Source organism: Nonomuraea sp. AD125B (genome assembly GCF_041402765.1).
Classification (GTDB): domain Bacteria; phylum Actinomycetota; class Actinomycetes; order Streptosporangiales; family Streptosporangiaceae; genus Nonomuraea; species Nonomuraea bangladeshensis.
Window position 1 is genome coordinate 1 of record NZ_JBGLOU010000012.1, and the last position, 20,251, is coordinate 20,251.

The window sequence follows — 20,251 nt, forward strand, 5'->3', positions numbered from 1 at the left end:
CCGCCTGCACTCAGCCATCGGACACCTCCCGCCCGACGAGTTCGAGGCCATCTACTACGCCCAGCACCACCCCAACGAAGCCCTAGCAATCAACCGCTGAGGTCTCCATCGAACCCGGGGCGATTCACCGGACACAGCGATGCAAACCATGATCCCCCTAGATCAGAGTGGCGTGAAGGGTCATACCTTGATCATCACCTAATGAGGCTTGGACCGGTACTCAGCCCACAGGTCGACCGCCTCTTGAAGATCAAGAGCAGCAACGTCCTCGCGAGTCATCCCGACCGTGTAGATCAACCGGTCCGCGAGCCAATCTGGAACTGGTTCTCTTGGGGGTGTTTTCTCCACCCGAATGTGATCGGCCAGCGCGCCAAGGCGCTCGATCACCTGGCGGAGCTGGACGATCTCGGGGCGATCAGCACCCGCCTCGCGAACCCTCGCCGTCGCCTCGGCGTACACTTCCGCGTCAGCCCGCTCACCGACAGCCCACACTTCGCAGATCTCCACTCGCTTGTCCTCGGTGATGCGGTAGACGACACGCCAGGTGTTGCGACCGACCACCAGCTTCCGGAAACCGGACAGTTCCCCGCCGAGCGGGTAATCAGACTCAGGGTTGTCCAGCAGGAAAAGAATCTTCTTGAGCACCTTGGGCACCGCGTCCGGGCCAATGCGTCGGAGGTCATCGACCGCCGACGCCGTGAAGACGACGCTGGACACGTTTACTCGTCCGGGATGTCGGCCAGCGACTCGCGAGTATGCCCGAAGGCGGCCAGCACCTCATCGAGCGAGACTCGCTCACCCGTGTCCGTGACCGAACGGGCGAGCACAAGCGCCAGATCACGCAGATCCGCCGCCGCTTCCTCCAACTCCTTGAGCCGGCGGATGCTTACCAAGGCCGCCACTGGCTGATGCCGACGGGTAATGACCAGATCGGCCCCCTGCTCCGCATCAGCCACCAGACGGGCAACCCCTCGCCGAGCAGCCTCTGTGACACTCAGCTCAGTGACATCGTGCAGAACAGTCATGCATCACCTGTATATCTTTCTGCACAGAACTGCGATGGCCCCTCAAGCGGTGCCTTTCAGATCTCCGTTCCGGACCACAGCACAGACCGGCTCAGACGCGCTCGAATGGTTTCTCCTTCGGAGGATGGTGTGTCAGGGTGGGCAGCATGCTGGCGATCACTGTGGTGACCGAGGACGGTCGCCGGTTCGTGCGGGCAAGCGAGGAGGACATCGCCGGACTGGTCGATGGGCTGGGACGGCGGAATCACAGGTTCCTGATCCTTCAGCGGGTCCCCGACCTACCAGACGTCTTCATGCAGGTATGGCATGACGGAGGCGACTATACGCTCGAGCATCGTGAAGGCGGGGCCGACAGGCACTTCCAGGTCATCCTCGACACGCCCGAGCCGGTGATCGCAGCCATGACCGCGTGGGCACGTCAGGAGGAAAGCTGGCGATCCGTGCTCGCCTGGACCCCGTTGGACCTGGGCACGCCCGAGCTGACTCCGCCGCTCGACCTGGAAGAGGACGATCGCGAGAGCCTCGAAGCGCGCATCCGCGAGGTGATCAGGGGCGGGTATGCGACCAGGGCGGAGCTGGCCGAGATCGCGGAGGAGCACCTGGTGTCAGGCGATCGCCGGCCTGTATCTCCTGAACAGGCCCGCGAACTGGCCGACCGGCTGTGGCTGGAGCGCGTCGAGGAGCAGGCCGCCTGGGAGGACGAGACCGACCCCGAACGACTCACTCAAGCTTTCACGGCCTTGGCGGCCGCTGGCATCACGGCAAAGGAGAACTTTGCCTGCTGCAGTTCGTGCGGCCGGGCGGAGATCGGCGACGCGGGCTCACCGGATGCCCGGGGCTACGTCTTCTTCCACAGCCAGTGCACGGACGCCGCCGCGGCCGGACACGGCCTGACGCTCCTGTACGGCGGCTTCGACGGCTCGCAAGCCACCACGGCGGCCATCGGCCGTGAGGTCGTGGCCGCGCTCGAACAGGCCGGCCTCCCCACCGAATGGAACGGCGATCCGGAGCAGGCCATCACCGTCACGCAGATCGACTGGCGCAGAAGGCTCATCGGCTGACGTCAGCCCGGCCGCGGAGCCGACGACCATGAAGAACTCCAGGTAAGCGACCGGCTGATCGTAGATGTCCACGCCCCGGCAGGTCATCGGGAAAGCGGGCTCCGGTGTTCCATAGCACGGAGCCCGTCGAAGTCCGCTTTGCTCACTCGCCGGCGGGTGCGATGCCCACCGGGCAGGTGAGACCGGTGCCGCCGATTCCGCAGTACCCGTTCGGCACTTTAAAAAGATACTGCTGGTGATAATCCTCCGCGTAGTAGAACGGCCCGGCCTCGGCCAGTTCGGTGGTGATGTCGCCGTAGCCGGCCTCCCTCAGCACCCCCTGGTACGCCTCCCGCGAAGCCTCCGCCGCCTTGCGCTGCTCCGGCGAGTGGTAGTAGATGGCGGAGCGGTACTGGGTGCCGACGTCGTTGCCCTGGCGCATGCCCTGCGTGGGGTCGTGGGCCTCCCAGAAGACCTTGAGGAGCTCCTCGTACGAGATCCGGGCGGGGTCGAAGACCACGCGGACGGCCTCCGTGTGGCCGGTGAGGCCGGAGCAGACCTCCTCGTACGTCGGGTTGGGGGTGTAGCCGCCCTGGTAGCCGACGGCCGTGGTGACGACGCCCGGGGTCTGCCAGAACTTGCGCTCGGCGCCCCAGAAGCAGCCCAGGCCGAAGTCGGCCACCTCCAGCTCCTCGGGGTACGGCGGGGCCAGCGGAGCGTCCAGGACCGCGTGGCGCGGCGCCACGGGCATCCGCTCCGGGCGGCCCGGCAGGGCGTCCTCCGGCCGGACCATCGATGTCTTGTTGCCGCCGAACAGCCAGCCCATCGCACTACCTCCAGCTCGCCTTCTCGGGTCAGCCTACCTGGGCCGCCGCGGCGGGCCCGGTGGGCTTCACCTCTCGCAACGCTTTAGGAGATCTACACATTTCCGCTTAGAGGGTGAAATTTGTGGTTAAGGGTGGTAAGCGGCGAAGATGGGATTCATGCCTGACTCTCGGCGCGGTGTGCTGTTCGGGATCGCCGCCTACACCATGTGGGGCCTCTTCCCCCTCTACTGGCCTCTCCTCAAGCCCTCCGGCGCCGTGGAGATCCTCGCCCACCGGATGGTGTGGTCACTGGTGTCCGTGCTCGCGGTGCTCGCCGTCCGCCGCCACTGGTCCTGGTTCAAGGAGCTGGCCAGGCAGCCGCGCAAGCTCGCCCTGCTCACGCTGGCCGCCATCACGGTCACGATCAACTGGGGCACCTACATCTACGCCGTCAACAGCGGCCACGTCGTGGAGACCGCGCTCGGCTACTTCATCAACCCCCTGGTCAGCGTGCTGTTCGGGGTGGTGCTGCTGCGCGAGCGGCTGCGTCCGCTGCAGTGGACGGCGGTCGGGTTCGGGGCGCTGGCGGTGGTGGTGCTGACCTTCGACTACGGCCGGCTGCCGTGGGTGGCGCTGGTGCTGGCCGTCAGCTTCGGCATCTACGGGCTGGTGAAGAAGAAGGCGAACGTCGAGGCGACCGAGAGCCTGGCGATCGAGACGCTGGTGCTGCTGCTGCCCGCGCTCGGCTACCTGGTCTTCCTCCAGGCGAGCGGGGAGTCGACGTTCCCCGGTCAGGGGTGGGGGCACGCGGCGCTGCTGGTCGGCGCCGGGCTCATCACGGCGGTGCCGCTGCTCTGCTTCGGCGTGGCGGCGATCAGGGTGCCGCTCAGCACGATCGGGCTGCTGCAGTACATCGCGCCGATCCTGCAGTTCGCGTGCGGGGTGCTGATCGCCAAGGAGGTCATGCCGTCCAGCCGGTGGATCGGGTTCTCGATCGTGTGGCTGGCCCTGGCGATCTTCACGTACGACAGCCTCAGGACGGCCCGCCAGACCGCCCGGGTACGCAGGAACGCGGCCTCAGCCGGAACGCCGGACCACGTAGTCGCACAGAGCTAGGAACGCCTCGCGGGCCGGGATGTCCGGCAGGCCGGAGATGTCGTCCCGTGCCCGGTCCACCCACGCCTCCAGCTCGGCCCGCGACCGCGCCATGGCGGGGTCGGCGCGCAGCAGCTCCAGAGCCTCCTCGACGTCCTCCTCGGCCACGGGGCCCGACAGCAGCGCGGTCAGGCGCGGGGAGTCGCCGGCGGCCAGCGCGTAGAGGACGGGCAGGGTCCTGATGCCCTCGCGCAGGTCGGTGCCCGGCGTCTTGCCCGACTGCGCGCCGGAGGAGGCCACGTCGAGCAGGTCGTCGCCGAGCTGCCAGGCCACCCCGATCGCCTCGCAGGCGCGGCTCAGGCGCTCCTCCACGTCCGCGGGGGCGCCGGACAGCAGCGCGCCGAACCGGCCGGAGGCGGCGATGAGGGAGCCGGTCTTGTCGGCCAGCACGTTGAGGTAGTGCGCGATCGGGTCCTCGCCGTCGCGCGGGCCCACGGTCTCGCGGATCTGGCCGCGTACGAGGCGGGAGAACGTCTGGGCCTGGATGCGGATCAGCTCGGGGCCGAGGTCCGCGAGCAGGTCGCTGGCCTGGGCGAAAAGGTAGTCGCCGGTCAGGATGGCCACGGTGTTGTCCCACCGGGCGTTCGCGGACGGCGAGCCCCGGCGCACCGGGGCCTCGTCCATGACGTCGTCGTGGTAGAGCGAGCCGAGGTGGGTCAGCTCGATGACCACCGCGCCGGGCACGACACCCGGCGCGGACGGATCTCCGAACTGGGCGGCCAGCAACACCATCAGCGTGCGGAACCGCTTGCCGCCCGCCTCGATGAGGTGCTTGGACGCCTCCGTGACGAAGGCGTCCTCGCTCTCCACCGACGAGCGCAGGAGCTTCTCGACCGCGGCCAGTCCGTTGGCCACGTCCTGCGCCAACCGCTCGTCCTCAATGGGAAGGTCAACCACGGGTGGCGCAGACATAGAGATTCCCCTTATCTAATGAACAGGCTGCTAGCAGCGTCGTTGGCGATACCGAGCACGGACTCCGGGTAGAGCCCCACTCCTACGGTAACCAGCAGCGAAACCGCGATGACCGCCACGGTCCCCGTACTGGGCACGGCGATCGCCGGGCCGTCGGCGGCGGGCTCGCTGAAGAACATCAGCACGATCACGCGGACGTAGAAGAACGCGGCCACCGCGGAGGCGATCACGCCCACCACGACCAGGCCGGCCATCCAGCCGCCGATCGGGTCGCCGGGCTGCGTGCCGCTGTCGAGGGCGGCCGCGAACACGGCGTACTTGCCGAAGAATCCGCTGGTCAGCGGGATGCCCGCGAAGGCCAGCAGGAAGAAGGCGAACGTGCCGGCGAGCACCGGGGCGCGCTTGCCGAGACCGGCCCAGCGCGACAGGTGACCGGCCTCGCCGCCCGGGTCGCGGATCAGCGTGACGACCGCGAACGCGCCGACCGTGGTGACGCCGTAGACCGCGAGGTAGAACAGGATCGCCTTGAGGGAGACCGCGTTCTGCTCGGCGGTGCCGAAGGTCGCCATCACGCCGACGAGCAGGAAGCCCGCGTGCGCGACCGACGAGTACGCCAGCATCCGCTTGATCTCGGTCTGCGTGATCGCCAGCACCGAGCCGACGATCATGGTCAGCGCCGCGATGACCCAGATGACCGGACGCCAGTCCCAGTCGAGGTTGCCGAGGCCGACCCAGAACACCCGCAGCACCGCGCCCACGGCCGCGATCAGCGTGCCGGAGGCCATGAGGGCGGTGATCGGGGTCGGTGCGCCCTGGTAGACGTCCGGCTTCCAGGCCTGGAACGGCGCCGCGCCGATCTTGAAGAGCAGGCCCACGCCGAGCATGGAGAGCCCGATCAGCAGCAGCGGGTCCAGCCCGGTCCCGGCCGACAGCGCCTGGTTGATGCCGGGCAGCGAGACGGTGCCCGCGAACCCGTAGATCATGGCGGTGCCGTACAGGAAGAACGCCGAGGAGAACGCGCCGAGCAGGAAGTACTTCATCGACGCCTCCTGCGACAGCAGGCGGCGCCGGCGGGCCAGGCCGCACAGCAGGTAGAGCGGCAGCGACATGACCTCAAGGGCCACGAACATCATCAGCAGGTCGTGCGCGGCCGGGAACAGCAGCATGCCGCCGACCGCGAACAGCACCAGCGGGTAGACCTCGGTGTGGCCGGAGCCGTTGTCGACGGACTCGGCCGCCTCCTCGTCGGAGCTGCCCGGCACGCTCGCCGCCGAGGCGACGAAGTGTCCCTCGTCGTTGATGAGCAGCACGCACACGAACGACAGGACGAGGATGACGCCCCAGAGGAACAGCGACGGGCCGTCCACGGCCAGCGCCCCCATGGCGGAGGGGGCGGTGGACACCTGGCCGCGCAGCACCTGCACCAGCACCAGCGCGAACGCGCCGGCCAGGCTCAGCAGGGTGAGCGGCACGTGGATGGACTTGCGCAGGTAGCGCGGCGCGAACGCCTCGACGAGCACGCCGATGATGGCCGCGCCGAACACGATCAGCAGCGGCGCCAGGGTGCCGTACTCGATCGTGGGTGCGTCAATGGCGGGGTTCACTGACCTGTCCCCTTCTCAGCGATGGTGGAGACCGGCACCTGCACGTTGGTCAGCGTCTGGTGCACGGACGGGTTGATCACGTCGAGCAGCGGCTTCGGGAAGAAGCCGAACCCGATGATCAGCGCGACGAGCGGGGCCAGGACCCAGATCTCGCGGGCGTTGAGGTCCTTGAACGCCTTGACCGGCTCGGCCGTCGGACCGTTGATGGTCCGCTGCACCATCCACAGGATGTAGACGGCGGCGAGGATGACGGCGACCGCCGAGATCACCGCGGCGGCGGTCAGGGCGCCGGAGCCGTGGGCCTGGCTCTCGTACGTCCCGATCATGACCATGAACTCGCTGACGAAGGACGACAGGCCCGGCAGCGAGAGCCCGGCCAGACCGGCGACCAGGAAGAAGCCGGCCAGCACCGGGGCCACCCGCTGCACGCCGCCGTAGTCGCTGATGAACGGCGAGCCGCGGCGCGCGATGAGGAAGCCCGCCGCCAGGAACAGCGCGCCGGTGGCGAAGCCGTGGTTGACCATGTAGAGGGCGGCGCCGGACGACGCCGTCAGCGACATGGCGAACACGCCCAGCACGATGAAGCCGAAGTGCGAGATCGACGTGTACGCGATGAGGCGCTTCATGTCGGTCTGCCCGATGGCGACGATCGCGCCGTAGATGATGCTGATGACCGCCAGCACCACGATCGGCATCGTGAACGCCTTGGCGGCGTCGGGGAACAGCTCCAGGCAGAAGCGCAGCATGCCGAACGTGCCGACCTTGTCCAGCACGCCGACCAGCAGCACCGCGGCGCCGGCCGGGGCCTGGGCCGCCGCGTCGGGCAGCCAGGTGTGCACCGGCCACAGCGGCGCCTTGATCGCGAAGGCGATGAAGAAGCCGCCGAACAGCCACTTCTGCATCGTCGGGTCCTGGATGGCCCCGACGAGCTCCGGGAACATGAACGTGGACTTGCCGGCCACGACGTAGAGCCCGATCACCGCGACCAGCATGAGCAGGCCGCCGAAGAGCGAGTACAGCAGGAACTTCACGGCCGCGTAGGACCGCTGGGCGCCGCCGTACGACCCGATCATGAAGTACATCGGGATGAGCATGGCCTCGAAGAACACGTAGAAGAGGAAGATGTCGGTCGCCGCGAAGACGCCGATCATCATCGTCTCCAGCACCAGCAGCAGCGAGAAGTACGTCTTCACCGACCGCTTGGGCGTGACGAGCGTGCCGTCGGCGGTCTTCACGCCGTCGGCGTCGTGCCAGGAGGCCAGCACCACGATCGGCACCAGCACCGCCGACAGCGCGATGAGCACGAGTGCCACGCCGTCGACGCCGACCCCGAACTTCACGCCGAAGCTCGGGATCCAGTTGTAGGCGGCGGTGAACTGGAAGCGGTCGCCGTCGGGGTCGAACCCGGCCGCCATGACGCCCGTGAGCACCAGCACCGCAAGCGAGACCAGCAGCGTGACCTGCTTGGCCAGCTTGTCGCTGCCCTTGGGGAGCAGGGCCACCACGATGGCGCCCACCACGGGCACCGCCATGAGTATCGGAAGCCAGGGTGACATCAGATGGTCCCAACGAGGAGCAGGGCGCCGGTCAGCAGGGCGGCACCGATGAAGATGGACAACGCGTACGTCCTGGCGAAGCCCGTCTGGATCCGCCGGAGGCGGCCCGAACTGCCGCCGATGCCGGCGGCCAGGCCGTTGACCAGGCCGTCGATGCCGCGGTTGTCGAAGAACACCGCGAGGCGGGTCAGCCACTGGCCGGGACGCATGAACAGCGACTCGTTGAGCGCGTCGCCGTAGAGGTCACGGCGGGCGAACGTGGTGAGGAACGAGCCGCGCGGCTGCACGGCGGGCACCTCGGCCCGGCCGTAGCGCATCCAGGCGAAGACCGCGCCGACCGCGACGAGCGCGAGCGTGACCAGACCCGGCGTGGAGAACGGCGCGAAGTGCGGCGTCTCGGCGACCGAGCCGCCGACCGCCGGGATCAGGAACTGGTAGAGCGTCCCGCCCAGCACCAGCCACGCGCCGAGGCCCAGCGCGCCCAGCGACAGCACCATGAGCGGCACCGTCATGACGAGCGGCGACTCGTGCGGGTGGGCGTCGTCCGCCCACCGCTTCTGCCCGAAGAAGGTCATGAAGACCATCCGGGACATGTAGAAGCCGGTGATGCCCGCGCCGAGCACGGCCAGCCAGCCGAGGACCGGCGAATGGTGCACCGCGGTCTCGATGATGCCGTCCTTGGTGAAGTAGCCGGACAGCAGCGGGAAGCCGATGATCGCGAGGTAGCCGATGAAGAACGTGATGAACGTGATCGGCATGAACTTCCGCAGCCCGCCGTACTTCCGCATGTTCACCTCGTCGTTCATGCCGTGCATGACCGAGCCGGCGCCGAGGAAGAGGTCGGCCTTGAAGAAGCCGTGCGTGATGAGGTGGCCGATGGCGAAGGCGTAGCCCGCCGGGCCGAGGCCCGCGCCGAGCATCATGTAGCCGATCTGCGACATGGTCGAGCCGGCCAGGCCCTTCTTGATGTCGTCCTTCGCGCAACCGATGATGGCGCCGGCGAGCAGCGTGGCCGCGCCGACGATGGTGACGGCCAGCGCCGCCCCCGAGCCCTCGGGGAAGAAGAACGCGCCGGAGCGGACCACCAGGTAGACGCCCGCGGTGACCATGGTCGCGGCGTGGATGAGGGCCGAGACCGGGGTCGGGCCCTCCATCGCGTCGAGGAGCCAGGACTGCAGCGGGAGCTGGGCGGACTTGCCGCACGCGCCGAGCAGCAGCAGCAGGCCGATGGCGAGCATGACGCCGTCGGAGGCGCCGGTCTCGCCGATCTTGGCGCCGAGGTCCTTGAAGGCGAGCGTGCCGAACGTCGTCCAGATGACGAACATGCCGACCAGCAGGCCGAAGTCACCGACGCGGTTGACGACGAACGCCTTCTTCGCCGCGACCGCCGCCGACGGCTTGAACTGCCAGAAGCCGATGAGCAGGTAGGACGCCAGGCCGACGCCCTCCCAGCCGATGAACAGCCCGACGTAGTTGTCGGCCAGCACCAGCAGGAGCATCGCCGAGACGAACAGGTTGAGGTAGGCGAAGAACCTGCGCCGGTGCTCGTCGTGCGCCATGTAGCCGATCGAGTAGATGTGGATCAGCGAGCCCACACCGGTGATCAGCAGCGCGAAGCTGATCGACAGCGGGTCGATCAGCAGCCCCATCTTCAGGTCGAGGTTGGGGATGAACTCGTACAGCTCGACCGCCCGGCGCCGCTCGCTCGCACCGAACCCGATCAGCTCGAAGAACGCCAGCACCGCCACGACGAACGAGGCGAGGGACATGGCCACGCCCAGCAGATGGCCCCAGCGGTTGGTGAGCTTGTTGAACGCCAGCAGGATGAACGCCCCGACCAGCGGGAAGGCGATCATCAGCCAGGCGTTGCCGATCACGCCGCCGGTGTGCTGGGTGATCTGAGCGATTTCAGACTCCACCAGTCACCTCTTAGTACTTCAGCAGGTTGGCGTCGTCGACGGACGCGGACCTGCGGGTTCGGAAGATCGTCACGATGATGGCCAGGCCGACGACGACCTCGGCCGCGGCCACCACCATCACGAAGAACGCGATGATCTGGCCTTCCAGGTTGCCGACCTGCCTGGAGAAGGTGACGAAGGCGAGGTTGCAGGCGTTGAGCATCAGCTCGACGCACATGAACACCACGATCGCGTTGCGCCTGATCAGCACGCCCATGGCGCCGATGGCGAACAGCAGGCCGGACAGGACGAGGTAGTGCGTGGTCACTTGGTCACCTCACTGCCGTGCTCGGTCGCGTCCTGCTCGGCCTCCGTGGGCGCTTCGTCCTGCTCGGCCGTGTGCTTGATGGCCTCGGCGAGCCGGGGATCGGCGGGAAGGCGGTCGTGCTCGACGTCGTAGCGGGCGATGTAGCGGTTGACGGAGGCCTCGGCCACCGACCCGTCGGGCAGCAGCGCCGGCATGTCGATGGCGTTGTTCCTGGCGTAGGTGCCCGGCCCCGGCAGCGGGGACGGACGGTCGCCCTGGAAGCGGGCCCTGGACAGGTCCTTCTGCGTCGGCTTCTCGAACAGCCGCTCGCGGTGCGTGAGCACCATCGCGGCCAGCGCCGCGGTGATGAGCAGCGCGGAGGTGATCTCGAAGGCGAAGACGTACTTCGTGAACAGCGCGAGCGCGATCGAGCGGATGTAGCCGCTCCCGCCGGCGGTGGCCTGCTGGAGGCCGGCCGCCGGGGCGAAGACCGCGTTGCCGACGGCCACGACGATCAGCGTGCCGAAGCCGAGCGCCGCGATGACCGCCCAGAAGCGCTGCCCCTTGAGCGTCTCGACGAAGGAGTCGGAGGAGTCGACGCCGACGAGCATGAGCACGAACAGGAACAGCATCATGATCGCGCCGGTGTAGACGATGATCTGCACCGCGGCCAGGAACGGCGCGTCCTGCACCGCGTACAGGACCGCGAGGCTGAGCATCACCGTGCCGAGCATCAGCGCGGAGTAGACGGCCTTCCGGTTGAAGACCATGCCGAGTGCCGCACCGACCGAGACGACGGCGAGCACCCAGAACGTGATGGTCTCACCCATTGGTCCGCCCCAGCCGGTAGTAGTCCTCTTCGGTCTCACCGAGCCGCATGGGGTGCGGCGGCTGCTCCATGCCCTGGGTCAGCGGCGCGAGCAACATCTCCTTGGTGTAGATGAGGCTCTCGCGGCTGCTGTCGGCGAGCTCGTACTCGTTGGTCATGGTGAGCGCGCGGGTCGGGCATGCCTCGATGCAGAGACCGCACAGGATGCACCGCAGATAGTTGATCTGGTAGGTGCGCCCGTAGCGCTCGCCGGGCGAGAAGCGCTCCTCGTCGGTGTTGTCCGCGCCCTCGACGTAGATCGCGTCGGCGGGACACGCCCAGGCGCACAGCTCGCACCCGACGCACTTCTCCAGCCCGTCCGGCCAGCGGTTGAGCTGGTGACGCCCGTGGAAGCGCGGAGCCGTCGGCTTCTTGACCTCCGGGTAGTTGGTCGTGACGGGCTTCTTGAACATCGTGTGGAAGGTGACCCCGAAGCCCTTGACGGGGTTCAGCCAATCAGTTAGTCCCACTGGGAATCTCCTTGTGCTGCACCCCGTGGTAGTGCGGCAGATCGAGCGGCGGCACCGGGAAGCCACCTGCCGCGGGCTCGTTGGACAGTTGCTCGAACTCGGCGTCGACCTCGGCCTTCCTGGCCTCCTTGCGCCGCTGGTTGACGGTGTCGAACCGCATCCAGATGGCCAGCGCGCCGACCACGATGACCGCGCCCAGCGCGACCCCGATCATCCTGTTGTCCTCGTTGACCACGATGTTGCGGACCGCGGCCACCAGGAGGATCCAGGCCAGGTTGACCGGGATGAGCACCTTCCAGCCCAGCGACATGAGCTGGTCGTAGCGCACGCGGGGCAGCGAGGCGCGCACCCACACGATGAAGCAGAAGGTCAGCACGAACTTGATGAAGAACCACAGCGCCGGCATCCAGCCCGTGTGCGCCCACTCCCACTCCATCGGCAGCGGGGCCCGCCAGCCGCCGAGGAACAGCGTCACGGCGATGGCGGACGCGGTGAAGGTGTGGAGGTACTCGCCCATCATGATGAGCGCGAACTTCAGCGACGAGGAGTATTCGGTCTGGAAGCCGCCGACCAGCTCGCCCTCGCCCTCGGGCAGGTCGAACGGGATGCGGGCGGCCTCACCGAACATGCAGACCACGTAGATGAGGAACGACGGGATCAGCAGCACCGCGTACCAGGTCTCGGCCTGCGCCTTGACGATCTCCGAGGTGGACAGCGTGCCCGCGAAGATGAACACCGCCACGAACGACAGGCCCATCGCGATCTCGTACGAGACCACCTGGGCCGCCGAGCGCAGACCGCCGAGCAGCGCGTACGGCGAGCGCGACGACCAGCCGGCCAGCACCACGCCGTAGACCGACACCGCGCCCATGGCCAGCATGAACAGCACCGCCACCGGCAGGTCGACGAGCTGCAGCGGCGTCTGGACGCCGAACAGGTTGACCATCGGCGCGAACGGCACGATCGAGAAGGCCAGGAACGCCGGGATCACCATGATGACCGGGGCCAGCAGGTAGAGCACCTTGTCCACGGTCCGCGGGAACAGGTCCTCCTTCAGGCCCATCTTCAGTCCGTCGGCGACGGACTGCAGGAGGCCGAACTTCCCGGCCCGGTTGGGGCCGTAGCGGTGCTGCATCCTGGCGATCAGCTTGCGCTCGAACCAGACGCCGAACAGGATGCCCAGCATCAGGAAGACGAACAGCATCACGGCCTTGATGATGGTGATCCACAGCGGGTCCTTGCCGAAGTCGGCGAGGGTGGGATCGGCCGCGAGAACGTGGGTCATGAGGCGCTCCCGATGGTGACGATGTCGCCGGCCACCGCGCGCAGGTCACGGGTGACCGAGCAGCCGCCGGAGTTCGCCGGCACCCAGACCACGCGGTCCGGCAGGTCGGCGACGCGCACGGGGAGGGTGACGTCGCCGCCCACCACCAGCTTGTCGCCGTCCGCGACGCCCAGCTCGGCGGCCGTGCTCGCGGAGACCAGTGCTTCGGCGGGGCGGGCGGTGCCCGCCAGGTAAGGCTCGCCGTCCTGCAGCCTGCCCTCGTCGAGCAGCAGGTGCCAGGTCGCCAGCAGCGCCTGGCCGGCCGCGGGGGCCGCCTGGGCGCGGGTGGCGAGCTGCGGCGCGGGCACCCGGCTGCCACGCCAGGAGCCGAGGGTGGCCAGCTCGCGCCGGACCGCCTTGGCGTCCGGCAGGCCGAGGTGCACGTCCATGCGGTCGGCCAGGTTGGCGATCACGGCGAGGTCGCTCTGCAGGCCGGGGACCTTGAGGGGCGCGTCGAAGCTGCGGCCGCGGCCCTCCCAGTTGACGAACGTGCCGCTCTTCTCCTGGACGGCGGCGACCGGCAGGACCACGTCGGCGCGGTCGGTGACGGCGCTGGCGCGGATCTCCAGGCTGACGATGAACGGGGTGTTCTCCAGCGCGTCGAGCGCCGCCGCCGGGTCGGCCAGGTCGTACGGGTCCACACCCGCCACGACCAGCGCGTCCAGCTCGCCGTCGCGGGCGGCGGCGAGGATGCCGGCCGTGTCGCGGCCCGGCGTGGCGGGCAGCGAGGCGACGTTCCACACCCGGGCCACCTCGGCCCTGGCGCTCTCGTCCTCGACCGGGCGGCCGATCGGCAGCAGGTTGGGCAGCGCGCCGGCCTCGAGCGCGCCGCGCTCACCGGCCCGCCGCGGCACCCAGGCGAGCCGGGCGCCGCTGGCGCCCGCCAGCCGGACCAGCGCCGACAGCGCGCCCGGCGTGGTGGCCAGGCGCTCGCCGGCCAGCACGATCGTGCCCTCGGGCAGCCGCCCGACCAGCTCGCCGATGGCGTCGGCCTCGGCGCCCGGCGCGGTCTGGACGAGCACGCCGCCCATCTTGACCAGGCCAGGAGTGGCGAACGGGGCGATCGAGGAGACCTTGAGCCCCTTCTTCAGCGCCGCCTTGCGCAGGCGCAGGAAGACGATCGGCGACTCCTCCTCGGGCTCGAACCCGACGAGCAGCACGTGCGGGGCGTTCTCGAGGTCGGCGTAGCTGATCTCGATGCCCTTGCCGGCGACCGCGTGGGCCAGGAACTGCGCCTCCTCGGCGGAGTGCGGCCTGGCGCGGAAGTCGACGTCGTTGCTCGCGAGGGCGAGCCGGGCGAACTTGGCGTAGGCGTAGGAGTCCTCGACCGTGACCCGGCCGCCGACCAGCACGCCGGCCTTGCCGCGGGCCTTGGCGAGGCCCTGCGCGGCGACCGTCAGCGCCTCCGGCCACGAGGCGGGCACGAGCACGCCCTCCTCGTTGCGGACCAGCGGCGTCTTGAGCCGGTCGGGCTGCGTGGCGTAGCTGAACGCCCAGCGGCCCTTGTCGCAGTTCCACTCCTCGTTGACCTGCGGGTCGTTGCCCGCCAGGCGGCGGGTGACGCGGCCGCGCCGGTGGTCGGTGCGCAGGCTGCACCCGGAGGCGCAGTGCTCGCACGCGCTCGGCGTGGACACCAGGTCGAACGGGCGGGCCCGGAACCGGTAGGCGGCGCCGGTGAGCGCGCCCACCGGGCAGATCTGCACGGTGTTGCCCGAGAAGTAGGAGTTGAACGGCTTGCCGTCGGCCGTGCGCACCTGCTCCTTGGCCCCGCGCTCGAAGAACTCGATGAGCGGGTCGCCGGCGATCTGGTCGGAGAAGCGGATGCAGCGCGCGCACTGGACGCAGCGCTCGCGGTCCAGCAGCACCTGCGTGGACAGCGGCAGCGGCTTGGGGAAGGTCCGCTTCTGCTCCTGGAAGCGGGACTCGCCGCGGCCGTTGGACATGGCCTGGTTCTGCAGGGGGCACTCGCCGCCCTTGTCGCAGACCGGGCAGTCCAGCGGGTGGTTGAGCAGCAGGAACTCCATCGCCGCGCGCTGCGCCTTCTCGGCGACCGGCGAGGTGAGCTGGGTCTGCACGACCATGCCCTCGGCGACCTCGATCGCGCACGACGGCTGCGGCTTGGGGAAGCCGCGGCCGTTGCCCGCGTCGGGGATGTCGACCAGGCACTGGCGGCAGTTGGCCGCCGGGTCGAGGAGCGGGTGGTCACAGAACCTCGGGATCTGGATGCCCAGCAGCTCGGCGGCCCTGATGATCAGAGTGCCCTTGGGGACACTGACCTGGAACCCGTCGATGGTCAGGGTCACCAGGTTCGTTTCGGTCTCTACGACGGTCACTGCTCACCCCAGAGAGTGGACTTCTTCGGGTCGAACGGGCAACCGCCGATCTCGAAGTGCTTGAGGTACTCCTCGCGGAAGTACTTCACCGAGGAGTGGATCGGGCTGGTCGCGCCGTCGCCGAGGGCGCAGAACGAACGGCCCAGGATGTTGTCCGCGATGTCGGTGATCGTGGTCAGGTCCTCCTCGGTGCCCTGGCCCTTCTCCAGGCGCTTCAGCACCTGCTTGAGCCAGTAGGTGCCCTCGCGGCACGGCGTGCACTTGCCGCACGACTCGTGCGCGTAGAACTCCGTCCACCGCAGCACGGTGCGGACCACGCAGGTCGTCTCGTCGAAGATCTGCAGGGCCCGGGTGCCGAGCATCGAGCCCTTCGCGCCGACCCCTTCGAAGTCGAGCGGGACGTCGAGGTGCTCGTCGGTGAAGATCGGCGTGGAGGAGCCGCCGGGCGTCCAGAACTTGATCTGGTGCCCGGCCCTGATGCCGCCCGCCATGTCGAGCAGCTCGCGCAGCGTGATGCCGAGCGGGGCCTCGTACTGACCGGGCCTGGTCACGTGGCCGCTGAGCGAGAAGATGCCGAAGCCCTTGGACTTCTCGGTGCCCATGCCGGCGAACCACTCGGCGCCGTTGGCGATGATCGAGGGAACAGACGCGATCGACTCGACGTTGTTGACCACGGTAGGCGAGGCGTAGAGGCCCGCCACGGCGGGGAACGGGGGCTTGAGCCGAGGTTGACCTCTGAAGCCCTCCAGCGAGTCCAGCAGCGCCGTCTCCTCGCCGCAGATGTACGCGCCGGCGCCGCTGTGCACGACCAGCTCCAGGTCGAAGCCGGAGCCGAAGATGTCGGTGCCGAGATAGCCCTTCTCGTACGCCTCCCGCACGGCCGCGTGCAGCCGCCGGATGACGTGCAGCACCTCGCCCCGCACGTAGATGAAGGCGTGGCTGGCCCGGATCGCGTACGAGGTGATGATGATCCCCTCGACCAGCGCGTGCGGGTTGGCCATCATGAGCGGGATGTCCTTGCAGGTGCCCGGCTCCGACTCGTCGGCGTTGACGACGAGGTAGTGCGGCTTGCCGTCGCCCTGCGGGATGAAGCCCCACTTCATGCCGGTGGGGAAGCCCGCGCCGCCGCGGCCGCGCAGGCCGGAGTCCTTGACGGCCTGGATGACGGCGTCGGGGTCCATGCCGAGCGCCTTCTTGGCCGCCGCGTACTCGCCGTAGGCGTCGAGGGTGTAGGAGTCGGGACGGTCCCAGTTAGCAGTCAGGACCGGGGTCAGCGTGGTCGTCATGCCTCCGGGGCCTTCCATCCTTTGGCCTTGGCCACCTTCAGGCCCTCAAGGGAGGGGCCGGCGGCCGACGGGCCCTCGCCCGCCAGGTCGTCGGGCAGGCCCGCGAGCACCCGCGAGGCCTCCTTGAAGGTGCACAGCTTCTTCGGGCCGCGCGTGGGCGCCACGTCCTTGCCGGCGCGCAGGTCGTCCACGAGCTGCTTGGCCGACTCGGGCGTCTGGTTGTCGAAGAACTCCCAGTTGACCATCATCACGGGCGCGAAGTCGCAGGCGGCGTTGCACTCCAGCCGCTCCAGGGAGACCTTGCCGTCGCCGGTGGTCTCCTCGTGACCCACACCGACGTGCTCGGAGAGCTGCTCCCAGATCTCGTCGCCGCCCATGACCGCGCACAGCGCGTTGATGCACACGCCGACGTGGTAGTCGCCCGCGGGCTTGCGCTTGTACATGGTGTAGAAGGTCGCGACGCCCGTGACCTCGGCCTTGCTGATGCCGAGCATCTCGGCGCAGAACTCCTGGCCGTCGTCGGAGACGTAGCCGTCCTCCGACTGCACGAGGTGGAGCAGCGGCAGCAGGGCCGACCGCGTCTTCGGGTAGCGGCCGATGATCTCCTTGGCGTCTCGTTCGAGACGCTCGCGGATTTCCGGCGAGTACGTCACCGGTCCACACCTCCCATGACGGGGTCGATAGAAGCCACCGCGGCGATCACGTCGGCGACCTGGCCGCCCTCCGCCATCGCGGGGAAGCTCTGCAGGTTGCAGAAGGACGGCTCGCGGAAGTGCACGCGGTAGGGGCGGGTGCCGCCGTCGCTCACCACGTGGGCGCCGAGCTCGCCCTTGGGCGACTCGATGCTGGCGTACGCCTGCCCGGCCGGCACCCGGAAGCCCTCGGTGACCAGCTTGAAGTGGTGGATGAGCGCCTCCATCGAGGTGCCCATGATGTGGGCGATGTGGTCGGGCGAGTTGCCGAACCCGTCGGGGCCGAGCGCGAGCTGCGCCGGCCAGCCGATCTTCTTGTCCTCGATCATCACGGGCTGGCCCTTGAGCTCGGGACCGGCGATCCGGTCGAGCGCCTGCTCGATGATCTTGAGGGACTCCTCCATCTCCTTCATGCGGACGAGGTAGCGCGAGTAGACGTCGCAGCCGCGCTCGGTGGCGACCTCGAACTCGTACGTCTCGTAACCGCAGTAGGGCTGCGACTTGCGCAGGTCCCACGGGAGGCCGGCGGCCCGCAGGATGGGCCCGGTGACGCCGAGCGCCATGCAGCCGGTCAGGTCGAGGTAGGCCACGTCCTTGGTGCGGCGCACGTAGACGGGGTTCTCGTCGAGGAGCTTGCGGATGTCCTTGATCCGCTTGGGCATCTCCTTCAGGAACTCGCCGACCTTGTCCACCGCGCCGGCCGGCAGGTCCACGCTGACGCCGCCGGGGCGGACGTAGGCGTGGTTCATGCGCAGACCGGTGATGTACTCGAACAGGTCCATGACCATCTCGCGGTCACGGTAGCCGAACAGGAACGGCGTGGTCGCGCCGAGCTCCATGCCGAACGTGCCCATCGCCACCAGGTGCGAGGCGATGCGGTTGAGCTCCATCATCATCACGCGGATGGCCTGCGCCCGCGGCGGGATGCGGTCGGTGATGCCGAGCAGCTTCTCGACGCCCAGGCAGTAGGCGGTCTCGTTGAAGATCGGCGAGAGGTAGTCCATGCGGGTGACGAACGTGGTGCCCTGCGTCCACGTCCGGTATTCCATGTTCTTCTCGATGCCGGTGTGCAGGTAGCCGATGACGCCGCGCGCCTCGGTCACCGTCTCGCCGTCGAGCGTGAGGACCAGGCGGAGCACCCCGTGCGTGGACGGGTGCTGCGGGCCCATGTTGACGACCAGCCGCTCTTCCTCGGAGTCGCGGACGCCGGTGACCACCTGGTCCCAGTCGGCTCCGTTGACCGAGTAGACCTTGCCCTCTGTCGCCTCGTCGTAGGACGTGCTCACGAGTAGTACCTCCTCCGGTCCGGCGCGGGGATGGTGGCGCCGCGGTATTCCACCGGGATGCCGCCCAGCGGATAGTCCTTGCGCTGCGGGTGGCCGTCCCAGTCGTCCGGCATCATGATCCGGGTGAGCCCGGGGTGGCCGTCGAAGACGATGCCGAAGAAGTCGTACGTCTCCCGCTCGTGCCAGTCGTGACCAGGGTAAACGCTGACCGTGGATGGAATGTGCGGGTCGGCGTCCGGGCAGGCGACCTCAAGCCGCACCCGCCTGTTGTGGGTGATCGAGCACAGGTGGTAGACGGCGTGCAGCTCCTCGCCCGCGAGGTGCGGGTAGTGGACGCCGGAGACGCCGAGCGACAGCTCGAAGCGGAGCGTCGGCTCGTCGCGCATCTTCCTGCACACCTCGACGAGGCGCTCGCGCTTGACGTGCAGGGTCAGCTCGCCGCGGTCGACGACCACGCGCTCGATCGCGTCGTCGAGCGCCAGGGCGTCGACGACCTCGTCGAAGTAGCCGCCGTACGGGCGGGGCGTGGACAGCTGCGGCGCCCGGCGCACGACGAGGCCGCCGTAGCCGGAGGTGTCACCGGAGTCCTGGGCGCCGAACATGCCGCGCCGGGCGACCGGCGGCTCCTGGGCCGCCGGCACCTCGGGCACCTGCGCGTCGGGGACCTCGGGGAGGTTGTCGGGCGAGGTCACTTCGCTGCCCCCTGGTCGATCACCGGCAGCGTACGCAGCGCCCGCAGTTCGAGCTCGTCGATCTGCTTGGCGCGGTGCGCGCCGAACTTCATGTTCTGGATCTTGTCGTGCAGCTTGACGATGGCGTCGATGAGCATCTCGGGCCGCGGCGGGCAGCCGGGCAGGTAGATGTCGACCGGCACGACGTGGTCGACGCCCTGGACGATCGCGTAGTTGTTGAACATGCCGCCGCTGGAGGCGCACACGCCCATCGCGATGACCCACTTGGGCTCGGCCATCTGGTCGTAGATCTGCCGCAGCACCGGCGCCATCTTCTGCGAGACGCGGCCGGCGACGATCATGAGGTCGGCCTGCCGGGGAGACGCCGAAGCGCGCTCCATGCCGAAGCGCGCCAGGTCGTAGTGGGGGCCACCGGTGGCCATCAGCTCGATGGCGCAACAGGCGAGGCCGAAGGTGGCCGGCCACACGGAGTTCTTGCGCGCCCATCCGGCGGCCGCCTCGACGGTGCTGAGGATGAAGCCGCTGGGGAGTTTCTCTTCAAGTCCCATTTTCAGTCCCAGTCCAGACCCTTGCGGCGCCACACGTACGCGTAGGCGACGAGCACGGTGACGATGAACAGGAGCATCTCCACCAGGGCGAACAGCCCGAGCCCTGGCATGATCACTCCGCCCGCGTCGTTCCGCAGCGGCGCGAAGGAGACCGCCCACGGGTAGAGGAAGATGATCTCGATGTCGAACACGATGAAGAGCATCGCGGTGACCATGTACTTGAGCGGGAACCGTCCGCCACCGACGGGCTGGGGCGTCGGCTCGATGCCGCATTCATAGGCGTCAAGCTTGGCGCGGTTCCAGCGCTTGGGGCCGGTGAAGGGAGCGATGGCGACCGAGAAGATCGCGAAGCCCCCCGCGAGAACGGCGAGCACCAGGATGGGCACGTAAAGGTCCATCGCTACGCCTCCTCTGGAGTCGCCGCGCGCGCGGGCGCGCAGCAGGATCTG

General features: G+C 68.7%; 20 protein-coding genes. 2 read left to right on the top strand and 18 right to left on the bottom strand.

Features of this window, described 5'->3' with window-relative positions; all coding sequences use genetic code 11:
- Positions 1–198: 198 nt before the first annotated feature.
- Entirely contained in the window at positions 199–717 is a 519-nt protein-coding gene (locus ACBR40_RS29190) for a type II toxin-antitoxin system RelE/ParE family toxin (RefSeq protein WP_371250833.1), read from the bottom strand.
- A gap of 2 nt (positions 718–719) precedes the next feature.
- Positions 720–1,025: a type II toxin-antitoxin system Phd/YefM family antitoxin gene (locus tag ACBR40_RS29195; RefSeq protein ID WP_371250834.1), complete on the bottom strand. Its 306-nt coding sequence runs from the start codon at positions 1,023–1,025 to the stop codon at positions 720–722.
- A 146-nt stretch (positions 1,026–1,171) separates the two neighbouring features.
- Here ACBR40_RS29195 and ACBR40_RS29200 point away from each other — a divergent pair, with 146 nt between their 5' ends.
- Positions 1,172–2,086 (top strand): hypothetical protein, encoded by a 915-nt coding sequence (locus ACBR40_RS29200; RefSeq protein WP_371250835.1) that lies wholly within the window; start codon positions 1,172–1,174, stop codon positions 2,084–2,086.
- 142 nt (positions 2,087–2,228) lie between these two features.
- Here ACBR40_RS29200 and msrA read toward each other — a convergent pair whose 3' ends face one another.
- Positions 2,229–2,891: a peptide-methionine (S)-S-oxide reductase MsrA gene (gene msrA / locus ACBR40_RS29205; protein ID WP_371250836.1), complete on the bottom strand. Its 663-nt coding sequence runs from the start codon at positions 2,889–2,891 to the stop codon at positions 2,229–2,231.
- Positions 2,892–3,048: 157 nt separating this feature from the next.
- On the opposite strand from msrA, the gene rarD reads away from it, so the two are divergent.
- Positions 3,049–3,987, top strand: a complete 939-nt coding sequence (gene rarD / locus ACBR40_RS29210; protein WP_344208259.1) for an EamA family transporter RarD — start codon at positions 3,049–3,051, stop codon at positions 3,985–3,987.
- Here the strand turns inward: rarD and ACBR40_RS29215 are convergent.
- The 15 genes from ACBR40_RS29215 to ACBR40_RS29285 all read right to left on the bottom strand — a co-directional run bounded on the left by ACBR40_RS29215 (position 3,949) and on the right by ACBR40_RS29285 (position 20,200).
- Positions 3,949–4,938, bottom strand: a complete 990-nt coding sequence (locus ACBR40_RS29215; RefSeq protein WP_344208260.1) for a polyprenyl synthetase family protein — start codon at positions 4,936–4,938, stop codon at positions 3,949–3,951. The genes rarD and ACBR40_RS29215 overlap by 39 nt on opposite strands.
- An 11-nt stretch (positions 4,939–4,949) precedes the next feature.
- The gene (gene nuoN / locus ACBR40_RS29220; protein WP_344208261.1) at positions 4,950–6,542 is read right to left on the bottom strand and encodes an NADH-quinone oxidoreductase subunit NuoN; all 1,593 of its coding nucleotides are present in this window, start codon (positions 6,540–6,542) and stop codon (positions 4,950–4,952) included.
- The gene (locus tag ACBR40_RS29225) at positions 6,539–8,098 is read right to left on the bottom strand and encodes an NADH-quinone oxidoreductase subunit M (protein WP_364459020.1); all 1,560 of its coding nucleotides are present in this window, start codon (positions 8,096–8,098) and stop codon (positions 6,539–6,541) included. Before ACBR40_RS29225 ends, nuoN begins: the two co-directional genes overlap by 4 nt.
- Complete coding sequence (gene nuoL / locus ACBR40_RS29230) at positions 8,098–9,954, bottom strand: NADH-quinone oxidoreductase subunit L (protein ID WP_371251027.1); 1,857 nt, start codon at positions 9,952–9,954, stop codon at positions 8,098–8,100. The genes ACBR40_RS29225 and nuoL overlap by 1 nt, the downstream gene beginning before the upstream one ends.
- A 73-nt stretch (positions 9,955–10,027) precedes the next feature.
- Positions 10,028–10,324: an NADH-quinone oxidoreductase subunit NuoK gene (nuoK, locus tag ACBR40_RS29235; RefSeq protein ID WP_020542667.1), complete on the bottom strand. Its 297-nt coding sequence runs from the start codon at positions 10,322–10,324 to the stop codon at positions 10,028–10,030.
- The gene (locus ACBR40_RS29240) at positions 10,321–11,133 is read right to left on the bottom strand and encodes an NADH-quinone oxidoreductase subunit J (RefSeq protein WP_344208264.1); all 813 of its coding nucleotides are present in this window, start codon (positions 11,131–11,133) and stop codon (positions 10,321–10,323) included. The genes nuoK and ACBR40_RS29240 overlap by 4 nt, the downstream gene beginning before the upstream one ends.
- Positions 11,126–11,641: an NADH-quinone oxidoreductase subunit NuoI gene (gene nuoI, locus ACBR40_RS29245; RefSeq protein ID WP_344208265.1), complete on the bottom strand. Its 516-nt coding sequence runs from the start codon at positions 11,639–11,641 to the stop codon at positions 11,126–11,128. The genes ACBR40_RS29240 and nuoI overlap by 8 nt, the downstream gene beginning before the upstream one ends.
- On the bottom strand, positions 11,628–12,926 hold the full coding sequence (gene nuoH, locus ACBR40_RS29250) for an NADH-quinone oxidoreductase subunit NuoH (RefSeq protein ID WP_344208266.1): 1,299 nt from the start codon (positions 12,924–12,926) through the stop codon (positions 11,628–11,630). Before nuoH ends, nuoI begins: the two co-directional genes overlap by 14 nt.
- Positions 12,923–15,298 carry an NADH-quinone oxidoreductase subunit G gene (locus ACBR40_RS29255; protein ID WP_371250837.1) on the bottom strand — a complete coding sequence of 792 codons (2,376 nt, stop codon included), beginning with the start codon at positions 15,296–15,298 and terminating at the stop codon, positions 12,923–12,925. The genes nuoH and ACBR40_RS29255 overlap by 4 nt, the downstream gene beginning before the upstream one ends.
- Entirely contained in the window at positions 15,295–16,584 is a 1,290-nt protein-coding gene (gene nuoF, locus ACBR40_RS29260) for an NADH-quinone oxidoreductase subunit NuoF (protein ID WP_344208268.1), read from the bottom strand. The genes ACBR40_RS29255 and nuoF overlap by 4 nt, the downstream gene beginning before the upstream one ends.
- On the bottom strand, positions 16,581–17,237 hold the full coding sequence (gene nuoE, locus ACBR40_RS29265; protein ID WP_344208269.1) for an NADH-quinone oxidoreductase subunit NuoE: 657 nt from the start codon (positions 17,235–17,237) through the stop codon (positions 16,581–16,583). Before nuoE ends, nuoF begins: the two co-directional genes overlap by 4 nt.
- Complete coding sequence (locus tag ACBR40_RS29270; protein WP_329586885.1) at positions 17,234–18,562, bottom strand: NADH-quinone oxidoreductase subunit D; 1,329 nt, start codon at positions 18,560–18,562, stop codon at positions 17,234–17,236. Before ACBR40_RS29270 ends, nuoE begins: the two co-directional genes overlap by 4 nt.
- Positions 18,559–19,254, bottom strand: coding sequence for an NADH-quinone oxidoreductase subunit C (locus tag ACBR40_RS29275; RefSeq protein ID WP_371250838.1), 696 nt, complete (start codon positions 19,252–19,254; stop codon positions 18,559–18,561). Before ACBR40_RS29275 ends, ACBR40_RS29270 begins: the two co-directional genes overlap by 4 nt.
- A complete protein-coding gene (locus ACBR40_RS29280) occupies positions 19,251–19,802 on the bottom strand; it encodes an NADH-quinone oxidoreductase subunit B family protein (RefSeq protein ID WP_344208270.1) in 552 nt (183 codons plus the stop codon). Before ACBR40_RS29280 ends, ACBR40_RS29275 begins: the two co-directional genes overlap by 4 nt.
- 2 nt (positions 19,803–19,804) lie before the next feature.
- Entirely contained in the window at positions 19,805–20,200 is a 396-nt protein-coding gene (locus ACBR40_RS29285; RefSeq protein ID WP_344208271.1) for an NADH-quinone oxidoreductase subunit A, read from the bottom strand.
- Positions 20,201–20,251 lie beyond the last annotated feature (51 nt).

Bases quoted from the DNA above. Each gene is read 5' to 3' on its own strand.
- ACBR40_RS29280 (WP_344208270.1), bottom strand. From the start codon at position 19,802: ATGGGACTTGAAGAGAAACTCCCCAGCGGCTTCATCCTCAGCACCGTC.
- ACBR40_RS29200 (WP_371250835.1), top strand. From the start codon at position 1,172: ATGCTGGCGATCACTGTGGTGACCGAGGACGGTCGCCGGTTCGTGCGG.
- ACBR40_RS29285 (WP_344208271.1), bottom strand. From the start codon at position 20,200: ATGGACCTTTACGTGCCCATCCTGGTGCTCGCCGTTCTCGCGGGGGGC.
- ACBR40_RS29195 (WP_371250834.1), bottom strand. From the start codon at position 1,025: ATGACTGTTCTGCACGATGTCACTGAGCTGAGTGTCACAGAGGCTGCT.
- nuoH (WP_344208266.1), bottom strand. From the start codon at position 12,926: ATGACCCACGTTCTCGCGGCCGATCCCACCCTCGCCGACTTCGGCAAG.
- nuoF (WP_344208268.1), bottom strand. From the start codon at position 16,584: ATGACGACCACGCTGACCCCGGTCCTGACTGCTAACTGGGACCGTCCC.
- ACBR40_RS29225 (WP_364459020.1), bottom strand. From the start codon at position 8,098: ATGTCACCCTGGCTTCCGATACTCATGGCGGTGCCCGTGGTGGGCGCC.
- msrA (WP_371250836.1), bottom strand. From the start codon at position 2,891: ATGGGCTGGCTGTTCGGCGGCAACAAGACATCGATGGTCCGGCCGGAG.
- ACBR40_RS29240 (WP_344208264.1), bottom strand. From the start codon at position 11,133: ATGGGTGAGACCATCACGTTCTGGGTGCTCGCCGTCGTCTCGGTCGGT.
- ACBR40_RS29215 (WP_344208260.1), bottom strand. From the start codon at position 4,938: ATGTCTGCGCCACCCGTGGTTGACCTTCCCATTGAGGACGAGCGGTTG.
- rarD (WP_344208259.1), top strand. From the start codon at position 3,049: ATGCCTGACTCTCGGCGCGGTGTGCTGTTCGGGATCGCCGCCTACACC.
- nuoL (WP_371251027.1), bottom strand. From the start codon at position 9,954: ATGATCGCCTTCCCGCTGGTCGGGGCGTTCATCCTGCTGGCGTTCAAC.